21 protein-coding genes are annotated in these 22,887 nt (G+C 69.8%); 9 read left to right on the forward strand and 12 right to left on the reverse strand.

The window, feature by feature from the left end; genetic code table 11:
* Positions 1 to 18: 18 nt before the first annotated feature.
* A complete protein-coding gene (locus ACFYVL_RS01180; protein ID WP_389240457.1) occupies positions 19 to 993 on the forward strand; it encodes an Lrp/AsnC family transcriptional regulator in 975 nt (324 codons plus the stop codon).
* A 230-nt stretch (positions 994 to 1,223) separates the two neighbouring features.
* Here the strand turns inward: ACFYVL_RS01180 and ACFYVL_RS01185 are convergent, their stop codons facing one another.
* The 3 genes from ACFYVL_RS01185 to ACFYVL_RS01195 all read right to left on the reverse strand — a co-directional run bounded on the left by ACFYVL_RS01185 (position 1,224) and on the right by ACFYVL_RS01195 (position 4,098).
* Positions 1,224 to 2,351: an NADH:flavin oxidoreductase gene (locus ACFYVL_RS01185; RefSeq protein ID WP_389240458.1), complete on the reverse strand. Its 1,128-nt coding sequence runs from the start codon at positions 2,349 to 2,351 to the stop codon at positions 1,224 to 1,226.
* A 242-nt stretch (positions 2,352 to 2,593) separates the two neighbouring features.
* Positions 2,594 to 3,307, reverse strand: a complete 714-nt coding sequence (locus tag ACFYVL_RS01190; protein WP_389240460.1) for a GPP34 family phosphoprotein — start codon at positions 3,305 to 3,307, stop codon at positions 2,594 to 2,596.
* A 416-nt stretch (positions 3,308 to 3,723) separates the two neighbouring features.
* Positions 3,724 to 4,098 carry an SH3 domain-containing protein gene (locus ACFYVL_RS01195; protein WP_389240462.1) on the reverse strand — a complete coding sequence of 125 codons (375 nt, stop codon included), beginning with the start codon at positions 4,096 to 4,098 and terminating at the stop codon, positions 3,724 to 3,726.
* A gap of 297 nt (positions 4,099 to 4,395) precedes the next feature.
* On the opposite strand from ACFYVL_RS01195, the gene ACFYVL_RS01200 reads away from it, so the two are divergent.
* Both ACFYVL_RS01200 and ACFYVL_RS01205 read left to right on the forward strand, forming a co-directional pair.
* Positions 4,396 to 5,652: an IS256 family transposase gene (locus ACFYVL_RS01200; protein ID WP_389240464.1), complete on the forward strand. Its 1,257-nt coding sequence runs from the start codon at positions 4,396 to 4,398 to the stop codon at positions 5,650 to 5,652.
* A gap of 74 nt (positions 5,653 to 5,726) precedes the next feature.
* The gene (locus ACFYVL_RS01205; RefSeq protein ID WP_389240465.1) at positions 5,727 to 6,704 is read left to right on the forward strand and encodes a threonine/serine dehydratase; all 978 of its coding nucleotides are present in this window, start codon (positions 5,727 to 5,729) and stop codon (positions 6,702 to 6,704) included.
* 581 nt (positions 6,705 to 7,285) lie between these two features.
* On the opposite strand, the gene ACFYVL_RS01210 is transcribed toward ACFYVL_RS01205, so the two are convergent.
* The 3 genes from ACFYVL_RS01210 to ACFYVL_RS01220 all read right to left on the reverse strand — a co-directional run bounded on the left by ACFYVL_RS01210 (position 7,286) and on the right by ACFYVL_RS01220 (position 8,970).
* Positions 7,286 to 7,579: a hypothetical protein gene (locus ACFYVL_RS01210; protein WP_389240467.1), complete on the reverse strand. Its 294-nt coding sequence runs from the start codon at positions 7,577 to 7,579 to the stop codon at positions 7,286 to 7,288.
* Positions 7,580 to 7,807: 228 nt separating this feature from the next.
* Entirely contained in the window at positions 7,808 to 8,080 is a 273-nt protein-coding gene (locus ACFYVL_RS01215) for a hypothetical protein (RefSeq protein ID WP_389240468.1), read from the reverse strand.
* Between the two features lie 419 nt (positions 8,081 to 8,499).
* Positions 8,500 to 8,970 (reverse strand): PPOX class F420-dependent oxidoreductase, encoded by a 471-nt coding sequence (locus ACFYVL_RS01220; protein WP_389240470.1) that lies wholly within the window; start codon positions 8,968 to 8,970, stop codon positions 8,500 to 8,502.
* 592 nt (positions 8,971 to 9,562) lie between these two features.
* Here ACFYVL_RS01220 and ACFYVL_RS01225 point away from each other — a divergent pair.
* Together ACFYVL_RS01225 and ACFYVL_RS01230 are read left to right on the forward strand one after the other, a co-directional pair.
* On the forward strand, positions 9,563 to 10,081 hold the full coding sequence (locus ACFYVL_RS01225) for a DUF2716 domain-containing protein (RefSeq protein WP_389240472.1): 519 nt from the start codon (positions 9,563 to 9,565) through the stop codon (positions 10,079 to 10,081).
* 237 nt (positions 10,082 to 10,318) lie between these two features.
* Positions 10,319 to 11,251 carry a hypothetical protein gene (locus ACFYVL_RS01230; RefSeq protein ID WP_389240474.1) on the forward strand — a complete coding sequence of 311 codons (933 nt, stop codon included), beginning with the start codon at positions 10,319 to 10,321 and terminating at the stop codon, positions 11,249 to 11,251.
* 54 nt (positions 11,252 to 11,305) lie between these two features.
* Here ACFYVL_RS01230 and ACFYVL_RS01235 read toward each other — a convergent pair whose 3' ends face one another.
* Together ACFYVL_RS01235 and ACFYVL_RS01240 are read right to left on the reverse strand one after the other, a co-directional pair.
* Positions 11,306 to 11,857, reverse strand: a complete 552-nt coding sequence (locus tag ACFYVL_RS01235) for a hypothetical protein (protein ID WP_389240476.1) — start codon at positions 11,855 to 11,857, stop codon at positions 11,306 to 11,308.
* Positions 11,858 to 12,373: 516 nt separating this feature from the next.
* Positions 12,374 to 13,243: a LysR family transcriptional regulator gene (locus ACFYVL_RS01240; RefSeq protein WP_389240477.1), complete on the reverse strand. Its 870-nt coding sequence runs from the start codon at positions 13,241 to 13,243 to the stop codon at positions 12,374 to 12,376.
* 160 nt (positions 13,244 to 13,403) lie between these two features.
* Here ACFYVL_RS01240 and ACFYVL_RS01245 point away from each other — a divergent pair, with 160 nt between their 5' ends.
* Positions 13,404 to 13,862, forward strand: a complete 459-nt coding sequence (locus ACFYVL_RS01245; RefSeq protein WP_389240479.1) for a cupin domain-containing protein — start codon at positions 13,404 to 13,406, stop codon at positions 13,860 to 13,862.
* Between the two features lie 279 nt (positions 13,863 to 14,141).
* On the opposite strand, the gene ACFYVL_RS01250 is transcribed toward ACFYVL_RS01245, so the two are convergent.
* From ACFYVL_RS01250 to lanKC, 4 genes are all read right to left on the reverse strand, one after another.
* Complete coding sequence (locus tag ACFYVL_RS01250) at positions 14,142 to 15,104, reverse strand: hypothetical protein (protein WP_389240481.1); 963 nt, start codon at positions 15,102 to 15,104, stop codon at positions 14,142 to 14,144.
* A gap of 295 nt (positions 15,105 to 15,399) precedes the next feature.
* On the reverse strand, positions 15,400 to 17,214 hold the full coding sequence (locus ACFYVL_RS01255; RefSeq protein ID WP_389240483.1) for an ABC transporter ATP-binding protein: 1,815 nt from the start codon (positions 17,212 to 17,214) through the stop codon (positions 15,400 to 15,402).
* 239 nt (positions 17,215 to 17,453) lie between these two features.
* A complete protein-coding gene (locus tag ACFYVL_RS01260) occupies positions 17,454 to 17,579 on the reverse strand; it encodes a SapB/AmfS family lanthipeptide (RefSeq protein ID WP_389240485.1) in 126 nt (41 codons plus the stop codon).
* A 47-nt stretch (positions 17,580 to 17,626) separates the two neighbouring features.
* Positions 17,627 to 20,278, reverse strand: coding sequence for a class III lanthionine synthetase LanKC (lanKC, locus tag ACFYVL_RS01265; RefSeq protein ID WP_389240487.1), 2,652 nt, complete (start codon positions 20,276 to 20,278; stop codon positions 17,627 to 17,629).
* Between the two features lie 267 nt (positions 20,279 to 20,545).
* Here lanKC and ACFYVL_RS01270 point away from each other — a divergent pair, with 267 nt between their 5' ends.
* The 3 genes from ACFYVL_RS01270 (at position 20,546) to ACFYVL_RS01280 (ending at position 22,873) form a co-directional block, all read left to right on the forward strand.
* The gene (locus ACFYVL_RS01270) at positions 20,546 to 21,337 is read left to right on the forward strand and encodes a BTAD domain-containing putative transcriptional regulator (protein ID WP_389240489.1); all 792 of its coding nucleotides are present in this window, start codon (positions 20,546 to 20,548) and stop codon (positions 21,335 to 21,337) included.
* Between the two features lie 76 nt (positions 21,338 to 21,413).
* Positions 21,414 to 22,043: an RNA polymerase sigma factor gene (locus ACFYVL_RS01275; RefSeq protein WP_389240491.1), complete on the forward strand. Its 630-nt coding sequence runs from the start codon at positions 21,414 to 21,416 to the stop codon at positions 22,041 to 22,043.
* The gene (locus tag ACFYVL_RS01280; protein WP_389240492.1) at positions 22,040 to 22,873 is read left to right on the forward strand and encodes a zf-HC2 domain-containing protein; all 834 of its coding nucleotides are present in this window, start codon (positions 22,040 to 22,042) and stop codon (positions 22,871 to 22,873) included. Before ACFYVL_RS01275 ends, ACFYVL_RS01280 begins: the two co-directional genes overlap by 4 nt.
* Positions 22,874 to 22,887 lie beyond the last annotated feature (14 nt).

Consider the following 22,887-nt stretch of genomic DNA (forward strand, 5'->3'; position numbering starts at 1 on the left):
GCGCCGGAAGGGGACTTGATGGTGGATTCCAGCACCCCCTACGACAGCGACATCGACGACCTGGAGCAGCGCCTCGTCCGGCTCCTCCAGCTCGACGGCCGGATTCCGCTGAGCCGCGCCGCACACGCGCTCGACGTCTCCGAGCGCACGGTGGCCCGCCGCTACCAGCGTCTTCGAACCCTCGGACTGCGCGTTGTCGGCCGCCCGGTGCCCTCCCGGCTCGGTCTGACCCGCTGGTTGCTCTGTCTGCGCTGCGCTCCCGGCACGGCGGACGCGACCGCGAGGGCCCTGGCCCGCCGCCCGGACATCAGTTGGGTGACGGTCGATTCCGGCAGTACGGAGATCTACGGCGCCCTGAGCACCCGGACCGCCGCCGACCGTGACGCGCTGCTGCTGCGGAAGCTGCCTCGCACCCCGCACGTCGTCTCCGCCAGTGCGCACTGCATGATGCGGACCTTCATCGGCGACACCACCACATGGCACGCCACCCGCTTCGGAGCCGCTGGACCGTCGCCGACGGAAGATCCGGGCAGCCGACGAGCCCCGTTGCCCCTGGACGCCACCGACCGCACCCTGTTCGCGGAGCTGGCCCGGGACGGCCGGGCGACGCTGCCCGAGCTTGCCACGGCCACCGGCCGTGCGTCGTCCAGCGTTCAGCGGCGCCTACGCCGCCTGTGCGCCGAGGGAGCGTTGGCGTTCGCCGTCGACTTCGCGCCGCACCTCCTCGGCTACCACATGAACACCCACCTGTGGCTGCGTGTGGCCCCCGCCCACCTGCGTACAGTCGGCGAGGCCCTGGCCATGCACCCCGAGATCCCCTTCGCGGCCGCCGTCACCGGCACCGCCAATCTGGTGGCGAGTGGCATCTTCCAGAACCCCTACGACCTGTACGAGTTCCTCGACCGGCGCGTCGGACCGCTCCCCGGCATTCTGGACGTCCGGACCACCGCACCCCTGCAAGAGGTCAAACGCATTGCCCCGGCGCACCTTTGACGAAGAGGGGGACGCCGCCTCCGGGCCCCCGAATCTCCGGCGCCGTGGAGCGTCCGCAGCCAGCCACGGGCAGGTCGTGCAGCGCATGATGTCCAACCACCGGCCCAAGCGGCCAGAACACCACCACCGCCCACGCCCACGCCCACCAAACCACCCGTCCGGGCCGCCCACACCCACCCCACCGTGAGCGGCCCGACCACAAGGCACCGGACAAGGCAACGGCGCTGCGCCTAGCTGAGCGTCTTCAGTGCCGCCGCGTCGTACGGCTTGAGTTCGTCGAAGCGGCCCGAGAGGACCTTCTGTGCCCACAGCGGGTCCTGGAGCAGGGCACGCCCGACAGCGACAATGTCGAACTCGTCGCGCGCCATGCGCTCAAGCAGGTCGTCGATGCCCTTGGTCTGCGACCCCTCTCCCGCGAAGGCGCGGATGAAGTCGCCGTCGAGGCCGACGGAGCCCACGGTGATGGTCGGCTTGCCGGTGAGCTTCTTGGTCCAGCCCGCCAGGTTCAGGTCCGAGCCGTCGAATTCGGCGTTCCAGTAGCGCCGGGTGGAGGCGTGGAAGGCGTCGACGCCCGCAGCGGCGAGCGGTTCGAGGATCTCCGCCAGGGCCTGCGGGGTCTCGGCGAGGCGGGCTTCGTACGCCTGCTGCTTCCACTGCGAGTAACGGAAGATCACCGGGAAGTCGGCGGAGACGCTGCCGCGGATCGCCGCGACGATCTCGGCGGCGAACCTCGTCCGGGCGACCGGGTCGCCGCCGTACCCGTCGGTGCGGCGGTTCGTTCCCTCCCACAGGAACTGGTCGAGGAGGTAGCCGTGGGCACCGTGCACCTCGACGCCGTCGAAGCCGATGCGCTCGGCGTCCTTGGCCGCCTGCGCGAAGGCGCCGATGACGTCGTCCAGGTCGGCCCGGGTCATCGCCCGGCCCGCGCCCTCGGTGCCGTCGGCCGCGATGCCGGAGGGGCTGACCGTGGGAGCGTCGGCGAACGGCGGGCTGCCCTCCTTGCGCACCATCCCGATGTGCCACAGCTGCGGCACGATCGTGCCGCCCGCCGCATGCACGTCTGCGGCGACCTGCGCCCAGCCGGCCAGCTGCTCCTCACCATGGAACCGCGGTATGCGATCGCTGTCGCCGGCCGACTGGTGACCGACGTAGGTGCCTTCGGTGACGATCAGCCCCACACCCGCCGCGGCCCGGCGCGCGTAGTACGACCGGACGTCCTCGCCGGGGACACCGCCGGGAGAGAACTGGCGGGTCATGGGGGCCATCGCGATGCGGTTCGGCACGGTCAGGCCGTTCAGCGCGACGGGGCGGGACAGGATGTCGGCTGCGTGGGATGCGGACGATGCGGCGTCGGTCACGGGGGACTTCCTCCTCAAGTACCCGGAGGTACGCGTGAGAGTTCGGATTCCCGTGTGCCAACCGTGCCGGACGCCGACGCATTCCGGGATCGAGGCCCGCTCCTGTTGTGATGCGGGCCACGTCCGGGGCGCGGTGCAGGTCACGGGGGTGGTGGGGCGTCCATGACCTGGGTACGCGACGACCCCCGCCCCTTACCGAACCTCGGGTCGCCCCTCACACGCCCTTCATGGCCGCGCTCGGCTCACGGGCCTCGCCAGAGGTTGGCGAAGGCCGCGTTCTCGATGGTCCGCCTCTGCCGTACGGCTTCCAGCTCCATCAGAGCGTCGTTGACCACGGCCACCACTGTCGTCACCGCCTCGTCGCCGAGACCGGGTGCGTCGTCGGGACCAGCTGCGCCGCCGGGACGGATGTCGTCGCCGGGACCGCGTGCCTCGCCGGAACCGGCCGCGTCGTCAACACCGATTTCGGCGCCGGGGCCGGATACGTCGCCGGGGCGCTCCGCGTCGAGGCCCACCGCCGAGGCGAGGGCCACCAGGACGGGATCCTGCTCGTCCCAGCGGTCCGCCGCACGCCGGCGTGCCGGAGTGTCGGCTGTTTCCATGCGCTCCGGGGCCAGGGACCACCGGCCGCCCCGCTTGCGCGTCAGCTCACCGTCCGCCTCCAGAGCAGCCTGGTACGTGGCCGAGAGGTCCTGGCCGCGACGCCAGAGCCAGTCCTCGATCCGCTCGTACGGAGCCTGCCGGGTGACACCTGCCGCGGCCTCGGCCATGATCCGGTCGTCCGGCGACGGGGCTTCACCGGGAACGATGCGGTCGCCGTCCACGACGACCGCCCCCGCACCGATGAGGTCGATCAGCTCGGCACCGGCGAGTGCGAGCGACAAATCCCCCTGCCCCACGGAATCCGGCGACTTCGAGTCCATGACGATGATGAACAGGTCCTTCGCCGTGCTCATGCACGCTCCCCTCGATACGATCGAAAACCGCGCCCACCGCGGTCGCCGACCGTGCCGACTCGCGCGACGGGCGCATGTCGCGCCAAGTGCCAAGTATCGCCCGCGCGGCAGTATCGCCGGAGCCCTTGGAGTGTTGCGGCACCCGATCGCCCTGTCGACCAGGTGCCAGGCGCCTGGCACCTGGCAGTCTCGCCGTCACCAGCCGCCGCCAAGGAGGCCACCACCTCGTGGTGAAACCGGCCGACGGCCACTCGGCAAGCCACCCCTGTGACAACGGCCCGCCCCGGCATGACATCTGCCGAGGCGGGCCGTCTCACGTCGTAGCCACTCCACACGATGCGGCCCGGCAGCAACAGGCACCAAGGCCGGACCTCGCGCCATGCCTGCGGCTGCGCCTTCGCCTGCCTACCGATGACTCAGAAGCCGCACGGCACGCTGCTCCCGAAGTCACTCATGGTGTCGGTCCGCAACCACCCTTCGACACCTGTGCGGGTGTTCCGCGCATACGTCCAGGCATAACGCTGCTCACCCTGCCAAGCGCCGTAGGTGTAGCAGTGGTAATCAAGCACATCACCTCTTGCTGCCAGGCCGTTGATGGAACAGCCAGTATTGGAGCCCGAACGCATGTTGGCTCCGTTGGCGGTGGCGTGCCAGGTGCTGTTGTCCTTGTCACTGACCCTCTTGCCGCAGGCTGCGTATGCCTGGGCTGGGGCTGCACTGACCACGGGGACGAGTACCCCCGCCGTGACAGCGAGCGCTGCGAGGAGAATCCGTGGCTTTGCGATCCGCATGAGAAACCTCCGCCGGGTGAACGACCAGATGGACAGCGGCTCCGACGAGCACGCGGATCAGGACTGTACGAAAGCTCTGTGCACGGCACATCAACTCAGGGGTGGAAGCAAAGGTAAACCCCTGCGGTAGCGGCCCATGAGCTAGTACTCCAGTTGCAGATGGCGATCTTCATGGAGCAATGCTCATGACCTGTGGATCGACCTCGGGCTGGACGCGAAGGGCGTACCTCCCCGAGTGATCGACTTCTGGTCATCGAGTAGGCCCGCGTTCGCAGCGCGGGTCGGGAAGGCACGCCCGTGCTCAGCGTAGTGAATGCCGATGGTTCGTCCGAGTCCGGCTCCCTGATCGACGAGATCGTGCGCGAGGGCGCCCGGCGGATGCTCGCCGCCGCGCTGGAGGCCGAAGTCAACCAGTACATAGCCGATTTGGCCGCCGAAACGGACGGGGTCGGGCGGCGCCTGGTGGTCCGCAACGGTCACCACCGTCCCCGCACCGTGACCACCGCTGCAGGCCCCGTCGAGGTCACGGCCCCGCGTGTGAACGACAGGCGGGTGGATGCGGCCACCGGCGAGCGGATGCGATTCTCCTCGAAGATCCTTCCGCCGTGGTGCCGCAAGTCCCCGAAGATCTCCGAGGTTTTGCCGCTGCTCTACCTGCATGGACTGTCGTCCGGCGACTTCGTGCCCGCGCTGGAGCAGTTCCTCGGCTCGGCGGCCGGGCTGTCGTCGGCCACCGTGACCCGGCTGACCAGGCAGTGGCAGGACGACCATGCCGCCTTCCAGCAGCGGGACCTCGCCGGCAGCGACTACGTGTACGTGTGGGCGGACGGGGTGCACCCCAAGGTCCGGCTCGGGCAGGCGCACTCCTGCGTCCTGGTGCTGATGGGGGTGCGCTTGGACGGCATCAAGGAGCTGATCGCGCTGGCAGAGGGGCTGCGCGAGTCGACCGAGTCGTGGGCCGACCTGCTGCGTGACTGCCGCCGCCGGGGCATGCACGATCCCGAGCTGGTGGTCGGCGACGGCGCGACGGGCCTGTGGACGGCGCTGGCCGAGGTGTTCCCGGCTGCCCGGCATCAGCGGTGCTGGGTCCACAAGGCCCGCAATGTCACGAACGCCCTGCCGAAGTCCGCACAACCGGGCGCGACGAAGGCGATGCAGGAGATCTACAACGCCGAGGACCGCGCGCACGCCGAGAAGGCCATCGAGGCGTTCGCGAAGACCTACGCCGCGAAGTGGCCCAAGGCCGTCGCGAAGATCACCGACGACGCCGAGGAACTGCTGGCGTTCTACGACTTCCCGGCCGAGCACTGGATCCACCTGCGGACCACGAACCCCATCGAGTCGACCTTCTCCACGGTGAAACTTCGCACCAAGGTCACCCGCGGTGCGGGCAGCCCGGCCGCAGCCCTGGCGATGGTGTTCAAGCTTGTCGAGTCCGCCCAGGCCCGCTGGCGCGCGGTCACCGCGCCCCACCTCGTCGCCCTCGTCCGGGCCGGCGCCCGCTTCGAGAACGGTCACCTCGTCGAACGCCCCGAGGAACCCGTCGCAGCGTGACGCACCTCAACCGACCTACAACTCATGGCAGTTGCTCATGGAACCGGCCCCCGGTGGCGCTACGCTTCTGTGCCGTGAAGACGCGTCTCGACACTGCTCGGATCCGGGCGGCTCGCCGGGTAATCGACCCCATCTTTCTCGACACTCCGCTGTATCGCTGCGAGGCGCTGGAGCCCGGCCTCGGGTGCACGATGAGCATCAAGCTCGAAACCGCGAACCCGGTCCGCAGCTTCAAGGCCCGCGGCACCGAGGTAGTCGCGAGCCTGCTCCCCGACAACGCCTCGCGAGCCGTGGTGTGCGCGAGCGCGGGAAACCTTGGCCAAGCCCTCGCGTGGTCCGGTCGCGGCCGTGGGCTCGACGTCACCGTCGTGGCATCCCGCTTTGCGATTCGGGCCAAGCTTGATCGCATCCGCGCATTGGGTGCCGAGCTGGAGCTGGTGGACGGCGACCACGAGATGGCTCGCGAGCGGGCGACAGTCATCGCGCGCTGCGACGGCATCCGGTTGGTCGAAGACAGCCTGGACATCGAGACCTGCGAGGGCGCGGCGACCATCGGCCTGGAACTGGTGGACACCGCGCCGTCGTTCGACACCGTCCTGATCGCTCTCGGCGGCGGGGCGCTGGCCACCGGCGTGGGTCATGTGATGAAGGCATTGGCACCCGAAGTCGAGGTGATCTGCGTCCAGCCGCTGGGCGCACCGGCGCTGACACACTCGTGGCGCCAGCGGCGCGTCGTCACCACCGACTCGACCGACACCATCGCTGACGGCGTCGCCGGCCGACGTCCCATCCCGGCCGTCCTGGACGACCTCCTCCTGGTCGCTGACGACGCCGTCCTGGTCCAGGAGGCGTCGATCATCGCCGGTATGCGGATGCTGCTCGACCACGCCGGCCTCGTCGTCGAACCGTCAGCCGCGCTCGGCATCGCGGCGATCCTCGAAGACCGTGACCGCTTCGCCGACCGACACGTCGTCACCATCGTGTGCGGCAGCAACGTCGACGTAGACGCCTACCACCGCTGGGTCGGCACGGCTCCCATCCACAGGTCTTGACAATTCCTCATCTTCATGACCGGGCGGCTGGTTGTGGGTGGTGACTGGTTCGCTATCGACGCTGGGGGCGGATTTCGCCGGTGAGCAGCTCGTGTGCGAAGAGTGTTTCCCAGACATTACGAAGGCCTACTGTCTCTCCCTCGTCCACGAAGTCTCTTCAGCAGAGCTAGTGCGCTGGATCGGCGGCCATGCCGAACCCGCACGCACCGACATCACGGCACTGGTCGAATTTGCTTCTGGCTTCTACTCCCGTTCAGGGGCACGCGGATAGTTGAGCATGACGCAGGTCGGCCCTTGAGCCCTGAAGGTGGAAGCAAATGGCTGGATCTGGGTGAGCTAGCAGCGGGTACTGCCGTCCTCAGTAGGCGCTCGGTTGATTTCCCACTCCGACGAAAGCAACGCCACCAATGACGGCGCGTTCCTCTGCGGACGAGTTCTGCCGTGTTGTGCGAGCCACTCCCCCACGGCCAGGAGATCGGGCTCCCGGTGAACGCGCCATCACAACGCTTCCCATCCCTGCAGCCGCGACTGCGGCAGCACGCAGCATCAGTGCGGCTCCCCTGTGGGCTCCATCGTCCCCTTCATTCGTCCCAGACCAGGGTGTAGTTGGGGATCTGTTCCTGGCCGGATTTCACTTTCGCCCCGCCCGGGGGAACCTCAGTATTCCCTCTGGGCATGATCCCGAAGAGACAAGAGCCACACCAGAAGGAAAACAGGCCCACTCCGTCTTCGAGATCCTCGACGATATAGACCAAGTTCAGAGTCCGCTCACCGCACTCCGGACAGGGCTGCCGAGAAATTTCTATCGGGTTGGCATACGCCACTTCATGGGCATAGCTCCAGACGGGATAGGACGAGTTCTCGGGCTTTCTCACTGCATACCCTTCCCTCACGTGCTGCCGTCACCGCTGTACGAACACTATGGCGCTCTTCTCTCATACTCTGGCCCTGCTGATCCGAATGCCGATCCCGCCTACAGGGACTCTCCACTTCGCATTGATGCGGCAGACGCACTCCGTCACACGGACCGGATCCCACTCTGGGGTGCAAGGCCATCCAGAAGCCATGGAGAGGCGGAGAAGTCGCGTCCGGGCCAACGATGGTCAGCCATTTTCCTGGTACCAAATTGCCGTTCCGTAGGCGAACCACCCGCGCCACGCCCCCGTGCCGTCGCCCCACAGTGCAGTGACGCCCACGACTTCGTCCGCTCCTTCGGCCGCAGCGATCACGGACAGGGACGAGAAGGCCGCGTCCAGCGAGACGGCTCCCTTGTTCGTCGAGCAGGTCGCGTGCTGGTGCCAGCTGGCATCGCGGGTCGGAGAGTTCAGAGTGCTGGTCGGAATGGGGAACGGCAGTCGGTCTGGTGGCGTGCGCATGCCCTGATCGTTTCAGTGGCCCGGTGTCTTTGGCCAGGGCCAAGAACGAGCGGGGTGCGCCGAGACTCGGTCGCCGGTACGGAGGTCCGCGAGGTCGTCGTCACGTGCCCACCAGTTCTCCGCGCCGCGCCGCCACCCGGACCAATCCCTGATCCACGGCCCGCCAAAGCCCGAAACCTCCTGCACCTCGCCCGGCGACCTGCGCGAGGGTGACGGGGCTCTCCTCGACAGCGACGTCGACCGCCGGGACCACGCACCCACCGGCGACCTCGGCCCCACAGGACGGCAACTCGGAGCCTTCCACGGCCGGACGGGCGCCGAGGAAAGTGCAGTGGGCTGCCAGCGAGGCAAGTACCGGTGTTCCCGGTGTACAGGAGCCCAACACGGGCCGGGATTCGCCGGAAATCCCCGTCGGGGCTTCAGTCCTCGGATGCCAGACGCGCCGGAAAACCACCCGTGGCGACAGGGCCCCAGCGCCTGGGCACCACCCTGATCAGCGACTTGCCCTGCTTGACCATCGCCTCGCGGTACTCATTCCAGTCCGGGTGCTCGCCGGAGATGCTGCGGAAGTACTCCACGAGCGGCTCGACCGAGTCGGGGACATCCAGTACTTCCGCGTCCCCGTCGACCTGTACCCACGGGCCGTTCCACTCGTCGGACAGCACCACGACGCTGACCCTCTGGTCACGGCGGGCGTTGCGGGTCTTGACCCGTTCCGGATAGGTGGACATGACGAGTCGGCCTTCGCTGTCGACGCCGCACGTCAACGGCGACGCCTGAGGGGAACCGTCCGCGCGCCGCGTCAGCAGCAGCGCCCGGTGCCGGGGCCGGACGAAGTCCAGCAGTCCGGCAAGGTCGACCCTGGAATTGGTGGCGATCGAACGAGGCATGCAGCAAACCCTTCACGAATTGGGCCGGGAACCGGAGTGGTGCCGAGCCGTTTCAGTTCTGCGTCCGAATGTGCGGACCCGCGAGGAGGAGGTCGCGCACCTCGCCCGGGACCGGACCAAGCCCAAAACCACGTACAGCAGCGATGGTTACCCATCCCCAGAGGCATGACCGACGCACGCTCATGCGTACCCCATGACCGTCGACGCTCACTCACGCGCACTGAAAACAGTCTGCAGGCAGCAACGGGCAGTACGAGGCAGCCACAACCGTGGATACAGTCGCTTCGGCAGCGTCCTCGACGTCAAAAGACCGGCCCGGCAATGCCCCGGAAGTCCCCTCGTACCGCGTACTCTCCTCAGCTCCACTCCGACTGTGTGCAGGCGTACGGGCCCGCGTGCGCGCCGCTCAGGAATGGTCGGCCGCCCGCTCCCGTACTTGTACGCACTTCGAAGGCGCTACCCCGCAGGACCCAGCCCACCAACCACAGGTGGGCATCGGCCGAGGTCGAGGTACGGGTGAGTCGGGGCTGTCCGCACTTCCACAAGAAGCCTGCCTCCGATCCTCACTCGGGCGCTTCGATAGGGTCGCGGCATGATGGAGGATCCCGTGACCGCGCTGCCAGAGGCTGAGTACCAACGCGTATGGGACCGCTTCTACGAGGAATTCAACTTCCGTCCGAGCACGAGCTCGTTCAAGTGGCCGGGTATCAAGGAGCCCGTGGCGTCGGTCACCTGGAGCCTTACTGGACTTGACGACGATCCGGGGTACGAGCGCCTGGACCGCCTGGTCGAGGCGGTCAAGCAGGGCTTGGCCTCCTGCGCCGGCCCACAGGGCACGCTGTTCGCGCTCGACTGGCAGCACACGTCGTATCGCTTCGCGCCGCAGGCGGTCGGTGGTCCTGGACAGGCCGCTTGGCCTCTGAGCCCGTACCCCGACGGGGATTACTACATCTACCTCTCGGAAGACTTCCGCTACGGCAGTTTTGGACACCCTTGGGAGGCGACCCTCTGCCTGTTCGGTGAGGAACTCCTCGACGCCGTATCCGTCGAGGTCGGCAAGGTCCTCGGCCCTCCGGTCCGCAGGTCCGGCAAAGCAACAGGGCTCGCCTGAGGTCGTTGGGCTCATTCGCTCGTGCGGATGCGTGCCACCAGCAGAGCGAAAGGGAGCGTCCGTACATGCTCGTCTTCAGCAGTTACACACGACAGACGTGACCTTCGACGACACCTGAGCCATACGGCCGTTGCTGGCTTCGAGACGCCGACTTCTCTGCACATCGCCCGCAGATGGGGCGCGAGCTGAGTACGAGTACTCATGTGTGGGACACGGTCGGCTGACAGGCTCCGCGGCATGACGAGCGGCAGAGGGGCGCTTACGGCCCTGCATCTCTTTCTGGTCTGGGCGCTGATGATGGTTGCGATGCCGGTGTTCGGCTTCGGACTGCTCACCTCGGGCTGGGCCGGTGGGACCGGTATGACTGTGCTGCTCGCCTTACTGGGGGTGCCGCTGCTGGTGGGAACTCTGTCGACGACCGGCGTTGCGGTGCAGACCGTGGTACCGATGTGCGGCTCCGCAGGGCGGCGGATGGGCTGGGCCGTACTGGTCTTCATCCTCGGAACCCTCGGGGTCCTGGCAGGTCTGGCCGCTTACAGCAAGGGCGTTGACCTGGGGAGCGCCGGTGTCCGGATCGCGCTGACGGGCATGCCCTACGCCGTGGCCGCCGCGCTATTCGTGCCGGGGCCGTGGGTGCGGCTGGGGGCGTTGGCCGTTGTGGCGGCCGCGGTGGCTTACGGGGGTTACATCGGCCCGGCGCAGGAACGACAGCGCCAGAATGCGGCGGAGGTCGCCCGGTACTGGGAGAAGAAGGAACTGCTGTACCTGGGCGCTGCCCCGTCAGGTATGCAGGTGTCGCATGCAGAGGTGGGTCCCGCCTCCTTCAGCGTTGACTACGTCCCCGTCCGGGCGGGGTACGAGACCGGTTGGGTGGGTCTTGTGGTGCGCCCGGTGGACGCGGAGTGGTCGGCATTCGCGTGCCCGGAGCCAGCGGAAAGGAGCGTGACCTGCACGGTGGACGCACACGGCGAGATGCGCACGGTACGCGATCTTTCCGGTGGCGTCCGTGGTGTCACCCTCAGCCGCCGCCACCGAAGCACGGAGATCGAAGTCACCAGCCAGACCCTGGGTGAACCCGGGCTGCGCCGCCTCCTGAACACGCTGCACCCACTGACGGAGGCGGAGCTGGAGAACCTGATGAGCCAACAGAAGATCAGCCAACGGCTGTGACTCATGCTCACCCGGGGTGCCGCGAGCTTGACGTCACCGTGACGTTGAGCGCCTTCAGTCGCCCGAAGCCCGGCGCAGCGCAGCGCGATGGCGACGGTAGTAGGAGAAGGTAACGGCTGCGGTCAGCGGTCCCCAGAGGACCAGCGGTTGATAGAGGATGCCGACGACAAGGCTTCCGGTGGGTGTCATGTCGTCGTGCGGGTGCGTCCACCACCAGGGCATGGTGGCCCAGATCAGAGTGAGAGCCGCTGAGCCGAGGAAGGCGGGCACGACTGCGGCCAGGGGGCGGACCCGTCGCCCTCCGATCAGCGGTATCCAGCCTGGTACGACCTCACCCCACGGCCGCACCAGACCGATGACCAGGAACGCGACCAGTTCGCTGACCACGCTGAGCGTCAGCATCCACACCTTGGCGCCGAACGTCTCGAACGGCACAAAGCCCGCTTCTGTGTACCCAGCCGGGTGTCCGAGCACCCAAATGATGCGGATCAGCCCGCTCGGCAGAACGACGAGCGCGGTCAGGTGGGCTGCCCAGACCGCCCAACGGGGCGGTGCAGCCAGGGATGCGACAGTTGAGGTCGTCGGGTGAATGCTCATGCGACTCATCTTCAAACGGCCCTCAACGCCAGCCATCAGCCTGCACGGCTGTCATGAATGGCCGCTGGAACGAGGCCTGCGCCCTGCGATCAGCCGCGCGGCGGAACCACCGTCATCCTCCGAGAGGATGCACTCAACCACACCGTCCGCGCCTCGCCCTGCCGGCTGGGGGCAATCGCGCTGCGGTGCATGAGCAACGGACATCGCGAACAACTGACGCGGCTACTCGGGCTCTGTCTCGCACTATGCCGACGCCAACCGGCCGTCCAATCGGCTCCGCGGCCTGTTCACGGTGGTACCCCCGCATCTGGAACAGTGCCCTGGGCCTACGCGTGCAACCCCGGCCCTCCTGGCCCTGCTGGAACGGTTCGGGTCTCCGGCCCAGATCCGTCTGTCCGGACAACAGCGGATTGGCACCGCGGTGGCGCCAATTCGCTACGAGATCCTATGGAAGTTCGCCCGCCATGGCCCACTCAGGTGGGCTCGCGCGCAGCCGGCGACTGCGGGCAAGTCGGCCGCCGAAGGTTATCCGGGGAGGGCCCGCAGCAAGTGGCGCAGGCCTGGGCCCGGCGTTCCCGGACGTGTGGCGAGGTAGGTCGTGATGGCTGGGGTGGCCAGCGGGCGCACTGCCACGCGGGGAGTCCGTGGGAGGCCCCACACCTCGTAGAAGACCGTCCAGGACGGCTCCGAGGAAGTGGCGATCGAGGTCAGCGTCTCCTGCAGTCCGGTGAAAGGTGGTCCCGCGGGAGGTAGCGCATTCGCGGCCCGGAAGGCTCCGGTGACCAGGTCGTGGAAGGGGCCGTTGTCCTCGCGGGCGGCGAGCCGGAGCGGTAGGTCGCGCAACATGCTTGGTTCCAGGTGGGGTTCGGCTGCCAGTGGGTGGCTGTCGGGGAGTGCGGCGTAGAGCGGGTCCGTCCAGACCGGAATGGCCGTCAGTCCCGCTGGGCAGGCAGCTGCTCGTACCAGCGCCGCGTCCAGGTCTCCGGTCCGTACGGCGTCCAGGCGCTCGGCGACGGGCAGGCTCCGCAGACGGATTTGCAGCGAAGGGGCTTGGGCGGCGAGGCGGGAGAGGAGATTGTCGAGGCGGCCTCCCGGCAGGTGGAGGGTGCCCAGGCGCAGAATTCCCTCGTCGCCTGCCTGGATGGCATCGGCGAGGCGCGCGGCGCTGTCTGCGGCGGCGAGTACGGCGCGTGCTTCGGGCAGCATCCGCTCGCCCGCGGCGGACAGCCGTACACGGCGGGTGGTGCGCTCGAAGAGGAGCATGTTCCACTCCCGCTCCAGGCGGCGTATCTGCTGGCTGACCGCGGAGGGCACGATGTGCAGCCGGTCGGCGGCCCTGCCGAAGCCGCCCTCCTCCGCCACGGCCACGAAGTACTGCAGCTGCCTGAGTTCCATGCCGCCTCTTCACGGGATTCTTCACGATCGGTGAACGCTGTCTTTGGCAACAGCCTGTGGTTGATCTCTTCTTCCCGGCGTCGAATGGATGTCGTCAGCGACGGACGGCCTCAACACGTCCGCGCACCACCCCCACTTGAACACCGAAGGGCGACCAACCATGGACGAGAACCGTCACGTGCTGGCTGTGAACATCCAGGATTCGGAGCACATCTGCCTTCCCGACGGAGGCCGGTTCGTTCTGCTGGCTGATGCCTCGGACACCGGCGGGGCGCTGGGGGCGAACCGCCTCACCCTTGCCCGTGGAGCGACCGGGGCATCCACCCACCACCACGTCCGGTCCACGGAGCTGTTCTACGTACTGGACGGTGCGGCATGGTTCACGGCGGAGGGCACCACGACGACTGTCGAGACCGGCGGGCTGTTCTGTGTCCCACCAGGGGTGCCGCACGCCTTTGGCGCGGCTCCCGGCTCGACGGCCGACCTGCTTGTTGTCCTGACCCCTGGCGTCGACAGATTCGACTATTTCCGCGCCCTGGGACGCATCCGAGCGGGAGAGGAGTCGTTCGATCAACTCCTGCCCCAGCAGGAACGCTTCGACGTTCACTTTCATCTGTGAGCGACGGTGTGGCCCCCCCCCCCATCGGTGAGGGTCGCCGCCCCGAGGAACGGTGCCTCGTCCGACGAACGAAAGGGACTGCTGGGAGCCCAGCGACATACTGAGATTCGAGTAGGCCGCGTACCACGGGAGATTCCCGTGAAGTTGGTTGTTCTGAGGCCCTTGGGGGGGGAGGGCAGCGATGGTCAGCTATGCGGCCTTCGCGCTGGCGAGCGTTGCCGGCGACCTCGTACTCAGCCACCGTGGAGACAGGGAAGTCGCGCCAAGAGGAGGCCGCCTTCAACCGTGAAGGAAGTACCTGCCCGTGCGTCCCAGACGTCTACCCAAGCCCCTGCACGACCCCGGCCGCCCACAGAGCAAGGTCACGGGCAGTTCCCCCGCCACCGCACCCCGTGCTGCTGCCGCAGCCGGTGGATCTCCCACCACGCCAGGGCCGTCACCGACACCGGTCCCGCGAGGAACGCGCAGATGGCGACCGGCACCGGGCCCGGGGGGCAGTCCGCCCGATGACAGAACGCGGACGGCGAACACCCAGGCCAGGACAGTGGTGACCAGTGCGGGCAGCAGCGCATGTGCGGCGGACAGGTTGAAGGCGTGCCGCAGCGCCGGTCCGGTGGCGAAGCAGAGGAAGCAGCACATCCACCAGAAGGGTGCCCAGCACACCAGCAGCCCGGCGCCTCGGAGCAGCAGTCCCAGTGGTCCGTCGCCGGTGTGGGAGAGCAGTCCCATTCCCTTGCCCCCGGCGATGAACAACAGCTGTACGAGCGCCCAGGCGGCGAAGTAGCACAGGGCTGAGCGCCCCGCCGGCCAGAGGTGAGCCCCCATGGGACGGCGTGTGCCCGGCCTGGCGATGCCGACCAGCAGCGCGACCGCCACCACCGCGCAGATCAGTGCCAGCCAGGGGGCAAACACCGCCCGTTGCAGCAATTGCCCCTGTGCTCGCCAGGCGTCGCTCCAGTCGCCGAACGCCACGAGCAGCAGCCCGGACGCTGCGATGGCGACCCAGGTCCGCACCCGCTGCACCCGCAGCAGCGTCGGATCCCCGAGACGCTCCTGTGGGAGCACGGGGAAGACGCGACGTGCCGTGCGGCGGGTGGTGCGTGCCAGCTGGTAGCCGACCAGCAGCGGTACCGTCGCCCACCACTGGCACGGGAGCAGCAGCACCAGCAGGACGGCGGGGTGCACCTGCTCCCGGCTGCCCCGCAACACCACGCCCAGCAGCGGCCATTGGCCCTCGCGCACACGCCGCCACAACGGAGTGTACGGCCGTGGCGGAGGAGGCCCGGGGGGGGGCGGCGGGGAAGTGGCGCGGCCGGACGGGTGGGCGGGGAGCGTTGGTGCTCAACGGGCGTCCTATCCACGGTCCCGGAAAGGACGCGCCCCGCCCCGGCCTCGGTTCCGCCCCCGCCCGTGCGCGGTCGTCAACCCCAAGGAAATGTCTCTCGTGGCCTCGCCGACGTGTTCGGTGTTCGGTCGAGCGGCAGTTGGGGCTCAGGACGTGGCGGGGGGGGGTCGTGCGGGGGCGCTCGTCACGCCGTTACGCCAGCAGCTGTTCCCTGGCGAGTCGGCGGTACAACGGGCTTCTTTCGAGGAGCTGTTGATGGTTTCCGGTGGCGGATATGCGTCCCTCGTCCATGACGGCGATGGTGTCGGCGTCGGTGACCGTGGAGAGGCGGTGGGCGACCACCAGGACCGCCCGACGGTTGGCCTGGTGGAGGATGACGCGGCGAGTGGCCGCTTCGCTCACCGCGTCGAGGTGGCTGCTGGGCTCGTCGAGGAGGAGAACGTCCGGGGTCGCGAGCAGCACCCGTGCCAGGGCGAGGCGTTGGCGCTCGCCTCCGGACAGGGCGCTGCCGCCCTCGCCGACCACCGTGTCGAGCCCCTGCCCGCCGTGCCGTACGAGGTCGTCGAGGCCCACGGTGCTCAGCGCGGCGCGCAGTTGGGCCTCGGTCGCGCGGGGGGCCTGGACTCGGAGGTTGTCGCGGAGGGTGCCGCCGAGGGCGAGGGCGTCCTGCTGGACGTAGCCGAGGCGGGCACGCAGTTCGTCCCGGTCGAGAGTGGTGATGTCGCGTCCGTGCAGCAGGATGGTGCCGGCGTCCGCGTCGTAGAAGCGTTCGGTGAGGTCGAGCAAAGTGCTCTTGCCGGCCCCTGAGGGGCCCACCAGGGCGGTCATTCCCGTACGGGCGACGTCGAGGGTGACGTCGTCGAGGGTTCGCCGGCCGCCGGGCCGGGTGAACGTGACGTGTCGGTAGCCGAGCGCCGGTCCGCCGTGCGAAGCGACGGTCCGGGTGGGCGCGTCGTGGGCCGATGCGATCGGCAGGGCACGTCCGTCGTCGACAGCTGTTTCCGTCGGCGTGGCCGATACGTCGTCTCCGGCTGTTTCGGTCCGCAGGGCACGTACGTCGTCTCCGGCTGTTTCGGTCGGCAGCGCCAGTACGTCGTCGATCCGCTGCCATGCGCCGAGCCCCTGCTGGATGGCGCTCCATGCGCTGAGGGTCTGCCCCAGAGGAGCCAGCAGGTAGAAGAGGTACATGACGAAGGACAGCAACTGGGCGAATTCGAGGCTGCCTTGGGCGATGCGGACGCCTCCCGCCGCCAGTACGGCCAGGAAGGTGGCCTGGACGAGTGTCTCGGCCAGCGGAGCGAGGGCGCACTGGAGGCGTGCGAGAGCGAGGGTGCGCCGGTAGACGGCGTCGGTGCGTTGGGCGACCGTTGCCACCTCGCGGGGGGTGGCGCGCGCGGCTCGTAGCGTCCGCAGTCCGGTGAGCGCCCGGTGTACGGCCTGGGTGAGCTGACCGAGGGCTTCCTGGAGTCGGGTGCTGCGTTCTCGCAGGGCCCTGGTGCCCGCCAGCGCCACCGCGAGTGCGGCACCGAGGCCTGCCAGGGTGATCGCGCACAGGACCGGGTCGACCAGCGCCATGGCGATCAGCGCGCCGCCCATGAGCAGCATGCCCGCCATGAGGTTGACCACCCCCGCGCTGATCGCGCCCTGGAGGGAGGCGGTGTCGGCGCTGACGCGGGAGAGCAGGTCGCCGGAGGGGTGGGCGTCCAGGGTCGCGAAGGGCAGTCGCAGCACGTGGTCGGTCAGCCGGGTGCGGAGGCCGGCGACCGCGCGTGCGCCGACGGTCTGCAGCACGAGATCGCGCATGCCCGTTGCCACCGCCGCGACGATGACGAGGCAGGCCAGGAGGAGGGCGGGGCCGGTGGGCCGGGAGGGGGCGGCCGCCCCTTGGACCAGGCGCTGCATCAACAACGGCTGGCACAGGGAGGCCGCGGTGACAGCCAGCGAGAGCAGGGCGGCGCAGGCGAAGAGCGCCTTGTGGTCCCGGACTACGGAGGTCAGGAAGCGCATGGCTCACAGGGCTCGATGGGAGTGGCACGGAGAAGTCGGGGCGGGGTGCCCGCGTTCCGGGTGCGCGGGCTGCTACCGGTGCCCGCGTACGGGTGCTCGCGGTGCGCGGGTACAGGTGCTCCTGGTACCCGGGTACGGGTGCTCCCGGTACGCAAGTACGGCTGCCCGCCGCACCGCAGTGGGAGGTGGCCGCGTGCCGGGGTGGGGCGGCGCAGCGCCGCCCCACCCCGTCGCGGTGCTCAGCAGGTGATGCTGGTCCAGGAGTGGCCGCACAGGATGGTGGTCCAGCTGCTGGCCTGCGGTCCGGCGTCCGTGGACTCCTCGGGGGACTCCAGGGCCTGCAGATCGAGGATGTAGTTGTCCATGACGGGTCTCCTTCGTGTGCTGTGGTTTCGGTGAACCGGTGGGTGGGTCACCGGTCGGACGACGTCGTCCGGCCGGTCCTCCCGCCTGCCGTGCCGGGCACGGGCAGGAAGGGAAGCAGAGGGGTGTCGGGGGCGGCCAGGCTTCGCAGCAGGCGCAGGACTCCGGCGGAGCCCGTGGCGACGTCCATCGACAGCCGCAGGTTCTGGTCGCCGGGAAGGACGAGACCGTGTTCGTCGCGCAGCGCGTGCAGGGTCAGTGAGGGCACTCCCGGGGCGGTGCGGGCGGGGGTTCGTTCCGGCTCCGGGAGGTAGCGGGCCAGCCGGTCCAGGGCGTACACGAGTCCGGCCCGGCCGTTGAACAGGCCGGCACAGATGGTGGCGTCGTGCTGCGCGCCGCGCAGCAGGCGCGGCACGGCACCGCGCAGTTCGTCGTCGCCGGGGCGGTGGCGCAGATAGTGGTCGGCGACCAGGGCGATGCCTGCCCCTCCGGTGGCCAGGTAGGGCAGCAGGCGGTTGTGGTTGCGTACGAGCAGGGTGTCGGGGCCGGCGGGCCGGCACTGCGCGAGGTCGTGGTCGAGGGCGGCCCGTGCGGCGCGCAGGCTTGCGGTGTCCGCGGTCGCCTCGTAGTGGTGCAGGAGGAAAAGGGCGGTGCCCGACCAGCCGTGCAGCAGGCCCGCCCGGAAGTGTTCGGGGGCGTTGCCGGGGCCCGCGGCGCCGGGTGCCGGGGCCGCTGCCGCGGTGCCGGTCAGGTAGGTGCCCCGGTGGACGGCGGTGCGCAGTTCCGCGGCGGTGCGGTCGGCGAAGTCCCGCAGGGCTGTGTCGGCGTGGTCGTGGTGGAGGAGTTGGAGGGCGACCAGGCCGGTGCCGGCGAGCCCGTCGTAGAGCTTGGCGGAGCGGACGGTGCCGGTCAGGCAGGGGGCGAACAGGTCTCTGGCCTCGCCGGGTGATCCGAGCCGGGCGAGCGTGTGCACCACGCCGCTCAGGCCGTCGTACAGCCCGAGGGCGGGGCTGGTGTTCCGCTGGGCCTGGCACACCATCCACCGCACGTGTCCGGCGGGGATCTCGGCGCCCTCCTGGTGCAGGGTGTCCAGCACGCCGGCGGCGCCGTGGGCGTACCCGAGTGCGCGGCCCTCGAACTGGGCGATGTCGCCGGGGAAGAGGCGGTCCTCGCGCTCCGGGGTGGCCGAGGCCAGCAGGGAGGCGGTCAGCGCTCGGCGGGTGCCGGCCCAGGAGTCCTCGGCGTCGTGGAAGTCGCCGTCCCGCAGCCGTGTGTCGAGCCGGGCGTCGCCGTCGAGGTGCCGGTACAGCGGTTCGAGGCGGGCCAGTTCGCGCGGGGCGAGGGGGTAGCGCGTGCGCACGTACCGCGCGAAGACGGCGCCTTTGCCCGGGGCGAGCGCGAGCAGGCTGTTCAGCGGCAGGTAGGCGAAGAGCTGGAGTCCGGCGAGCGCGTACCTGTCCTCGTCCGGGCCGTGCACGTCGTCGGGGGCGGCGAAGCCGGCGGCTCCCATGGCGCGGGGCTCCGGGTCGGCGGCCGGGGTGGCTATCTCGTGGTCCACCAGGCTCACCGTCAGGTCGTCGTCGACGAGCACGTTGCCGGGGTGCAGGTCGCGGTATACCCATCCGCGGGCGTGGATCTGCCGTATCAGGTCCTCGACCTGGTCCAGGACCGTGCGGACCTGGTGCTGGTAGGCCGTCGTCGCGGGGTCGCCGGGCAGGGAGCGGGCCGGGTGGTGGATCGTCAGCCAGGTGTGGAAGGAGACGCCCGGCATGCGTTCCTGGGCCAGGAAGTAGTGTCCGCCCGCCGTGTGGTGGCCCCGGACGCGGGGCACGCCCGGCAGGCCCGCGAGTGCGCGCAGGACGTTTTCCTCCGACCGCAGCCTCGCCACGGCGTCCCGGCCCTGCCGGTCGAGTCCGGCGTGAGGGCGGGCTTCCTTGAGGACGACCGGTTCACCGCCGGGGTGCTTCTCCGCCCGGTAGACCCCGCCGCCGTTGGAGAAGTGCAGCGGGGTGATCGCGGTGTACGGGAAGTTCCCCGGGGGCTCCGTCCGTCCTCTCGCGGTCACGGCCTCCCGCAGGAAGGCGGGTGGGGTCACCCAGTCGGGCAGGACGAAGCGGGGCAGCCGCCGGTCGGGGACCAGGGTGCCGTCGGGGGCGCGCAGGGCGGGGGTGCGGGCGCCATGCGCCGTGGTGACGTAGCGCTCGGTGAAGCTTCCGTAGCGCAGGTACACCGGTCCCTGGCGCCAGCGCAGGTCGCTGAGGATGTAGGGGCCTTCGCCGCCGGCCAGTACGGCGTCCAGGTCGAGGGTGACGCGCTCCAGTTCCGCTTCGTCCCGGGGGTACACGGTGAGGAACTTCCCGCTGGCGGCACGCGGCGCGTACTTCGTGTTGTGCTGCAGCAGCACTCGCGGGTTGCGGAGGTGCTTGAAGGACAGAGCGTGGTCGAAGCAGTAGCGTGCCGTCTTCTCCAGGGTGTGCGGGGCGTTGCCGGGGGTGGCGGTGACGTGGATCTTCCAGCCCTGGTCGGGGAGGGCGGCCCCGGTCGGCCCCAGGTGACGCCACGGGCCGGTGGCCCGGACCCGCCAGGACCGCGGGGGTGCCGCCAGTGCGGCGAAGTCGGGCCCGCCTTCGTACGAGGCGAACTCGGGGGCCTCGTAGTACCGCGGGTGTGCCACGCAGTACATCGGATAGCGGATGTCCACGCCGATGCCTCCTCGTTGAGATCTGCCACAACGTGCGCAAGATCCGGACATTTACGAAATCGAGGAAAACTCTAGACTTGCCCGTTGTGGAGATACCTTGACGGAAACCTGACGGGCGTTCTCCGCGCGCTCCAGGCACGGATCCGGCCACTGACCGGCCTACGCCCCTGCCCCGGAGGGCTAGGGTTGCGGATGTCGTCTCCGTCGGTTGCCCGCCGACCAGAGTCACGGCGGTTCGCACCGCCCCTGATGTAGTGAGACGAAGCTGTGTTGCACATACAACTGCTCGGCCCCGTGAACGCCTGGGGCGACGGCGGACTCCTCACCACGAACTGCCGCCCGCAGGAACGCCTGGCACTGGCGGTTCTCGCCGACCGGGCGGAGCACGTGGTGGCCCGCGAGTCGTTCGTGGAAGGCATCTGGGGCGCCCTTCCCCCGGACAGCGCCTTACCCACCCTGTACAGCCACATCAGCAGGCTGCGCCGCCGACTGGGCCCGCACGCCGGCCTGGTGCGCGCCCACGGCGGCTACCTGCTGGAACTGCGAGGCGGCACGGTGGACTCCCACCGGTTCCGCTCCCTCCTCGAACAGGCCTCCCGCACCGGCACCTCGCCCCTCGACGCGTGCGATCTGCTCGAACGCGCGCTGGGGCTGTGGCGGTCGGTGCCTCTGGGAGGGCTCAACGCACCGTGGGCGGTTCGCCACCGGGACCAACTGCTGCGGCTGCGGCTACGGGCCCTGTTGCGGTGGAGCGACGCCGCGCGGGCCTGCGGACGGGCCGAGCACGCCGTGGACGCCCTCGCGGAACTCCTGGACGAGGACCCGCTGTGCGAACCGGCGGCGGCCCGCCTGATGGCGTGTCTGCACACGCTGGGGCACGGAGCGCAGGCCCTGCGGTGCTTCGCCCGGCTGCGCGAGGACCTCGGCCACGCGCTGGGGCACTCCCCCGGCGGCCAGGCACAGGCCGTGCACGCGCTCGTCCTGCGCGACGAGCCGGTGCCGGCCGACCTTTCCTCCCTGGTGGCACAGCGGCAGCCGCCCCCGCGGCACACCCTGTGAGCGGCATCACGCCTTCCGCGCGCGATCCGCTGCGGCCACGTGATCCACAGCGGCGGCACGCCGCGTAAGAGAGAACATGCGGGCAACACGATGGAGGCGCCGGACCGGGAGTTCGCCGCCGCCGACCGACCAGACCGACCCGGGCGGCCCCCTCACCGACGCCGATCTCCTCGAACGGATCGCACAGGACGACGTCGCGGCCCTGCGTGCGCTGCACGACCGGCACGCCACCTGGCTGCGGCTGCGGCTGACGCGCCGCTGCCCGGACGCGGACGCCGTCGAGGAGGCAGTGCAGGACACCTTCGTCGGGGCCTGGCGACACGCCGCGGATTTCCGCCCGGAGGCGGGCACGGCGGGCAACGACGCCGGCGCTTGGCTGTGGACGATCGCCCGGCACAACCTGGTGTCCGCGCTGCGCCGCTCCGGCGGCCGCTGGATCAGCGAGCACGTCGCCCGGGAACCGCGCCTGACCGGTGACCTCGCACTGGTGTCGTCGGCCGAGGACACCGTTCTGCTGGCGGTGGAGCACGGCGAGCTGGGCGGTGCGCTGAACCGGCTCTCGCCCGAACTGCGCAGCGTCCTCCAGGTGTGCGTGGTGGACGGTCTGACCTGCAAGGAGGCAGCCCAGGTACTTCATCTGCCGGAAGGGACCGTCAAGAGCCGGATGCGGCGCGCCAAACAAGTGCTTCGGGAGGAGCTGGCATGAACCCCCACCCAGTCGGGCCCCCTCCGGGCTGGCACGTGTCCCGGGAACTGCTGGAGACCTACGCGAACTCGACCCTCGACATGTCGGCGGCGCTGTCCGTGGAGACACATGTGGAGCGCTGCGCCGCCTGCCGCGCCCTTCTTCCGCCGCCCGCCGTCGACCCGCCGGACAGCTGGCTGCTCATCGAGCGGCGGGTACTGGCCCCCCGCCGTACCCGCACCGAGCGGGTCCTCGCGTCGGCGGGCGTGCCGGCCCCGCTCGCCCGGCTGGTCGTCGGCACCCCTTCCCTCAGCCGGGCCTGGGTGCTGGGGCTCGTCACCGTGCTCGCCCTCTCGCTCGCCGCCGCCCGGCTGCTGCACACCGGGCACATCGGGGTCTGGCTGTTCCTGGCCGTCGCACCGGTCCTTCCGGTGGCGGCCGTCGCGGGCACGTACGGGCCCCGGGTGGATCCGGCCTGCGAGGTGCTCGCGGCGACCCCACGTGCCGACGGGCGTCTGCAACTGGTGCGCGCCATCGCGGTCCTCGGCTGCGCCGCGGTGCCCACCGCCCTGGTGGGTCTGGCCCTGCCGGGGCCGTGGCTGCCGGCGGCCACGTGGCTGCTCCCGGGTCTCGGACTCAGCAGCCTGTGCCTGTGGCTGTCCGTACGCCTGACGCCGCTCTTCTCCGCCGCCTGGACGACAGCGGCGTGGGTCTTCGTCCTGACGCTGTGCGCCCTGTGGCCGCACGCCGGAGCGCTGGCCCCGTTCGGCGCGGCGGCGCAGGGCTGCTGGGCCGTCCTGGCCGTCACCGCGCTGGCGGCCTGGACCCGCACGATGCGGGCCACCCGCTGACCCGGACCCTGTGC

Source organism: Streptomyces sp. NPDC004111 (genome assembly GCF_042874215.1).
GTDB lineage: Bacteria > Actinomycetota > Actinomycetes > Streptomycetales > Streptomycetaceae > Streptomyces.

What these genes read in the sequence shown, in the direction of transcription:
- ACFYVL_RS01180 (WP_389240457.1), top strand. Translation starts at nt 19, where the DNA reads ATGGTGGATTCCAGCACCCCCTACGACAGCGACATCGACGACCTGGAG.
- ACFYVL_RS01190 (WP_389240460.1), bottom strand. Translation starts at nt 3,307, where the DNA reads ATGAGCACGGCGAAGGACCTGTTCATCATCGTCATGGACTCGAAGTCG.
- ACFYVL_RS01195 (WP_389240462.1), bottom strand. Translation starts at nt 4,098, where the DNA reads ATGCGGATCGCAAAGCCACGGATTCTCCTCGCAGCGCTCGCTGTCACG.
- ACFYVL_RS01215 (WP_389240468.1), bottom strand. Translation starts at nt 8,080, where the DNA reads ATGCGCACGCCACCAGACCGACTGCCGTTCCCCATTCCGACCAGCACT.
- ACFYVL_RS01220 (WP_389240470.1), bottom strand. Translation starts at nt 8,970, where the DNA reads ATGCCTCGTTCGATCGCCACCAATTCCAGGGTCGACCTTGCCGGACTG.
- ACFYVL_RS01225 (WP_389240472.1), top strand. Translation starts at nt 9,563, where the DNA reads ATGATGGAGGATCCCGTGACCGCGCTGCCAGAGGCTGAGTACCAACGC.
- ACFYVL_RS01230 (WP_389240474.1), top strand. Translation starts at nt 10,319, where the DNA reads ATGACGAGCGGCAGAGGGGCGCTTACGGCCCTGCATCTCTTTCTGGTC.
- ACFYVL_RS01235 (WP_389240476.1), bottom strand. Translation starts at nt 11,857, where the DNA reads ATGAGTCGCATGAGCATTCACCCGACGACCTCAACTGTCGCATCCCTG.
- ACFYVL_RS01240 (WP_389240477.1), bottom strand. Translation starts at nt 13,243, where the DNA reads ATGGAACTCAGGCAGCTGCAGTACTTCGTGGCCGTGGCGGAGGAGGGC.
- ACFYVL_RS01245 (WP_389240479.1), top strand. Translation starts at nt 13,404, where the DNA reads ATGGACGAGAACCGTCACGTGCTGGCTGTGAACATCCAGGATTCGGAG.
- ACFYVL_RS01255 (WP_389240483.1), bottom strand. Translation starts at nt 17,214, where the DNA reads ATGCGCTTCCTGACCTCCGTAGTCCGGGACCACAAGGCGCTCTTCGCC.
- ACFYVL_RS01260 (WP_389240485.1), bottom strand. Translation starts at nt 17,579, where the DNA reads ATGGACAACTACATCCTCGATCTGCAGGCCCTGGAGTCCCCCGAGGAG.
- ACFYVL_RS01275 (WP_389240491.1), top strand. Translation starts at nt 21,414, where the DNA reads ATGCGGGCAACACGATGGAGGCGCCGGACCGGGAGTTCGCCGCCGCCG.
- ACFYVL_RS01280 (WP_389240492.1), top strand. Translation starts at nt 22,040, where the DNA reads ATGAACCCCCACCCAGTCGGGCCCCCTCCGGGCTGGCACGTGTCCCGG.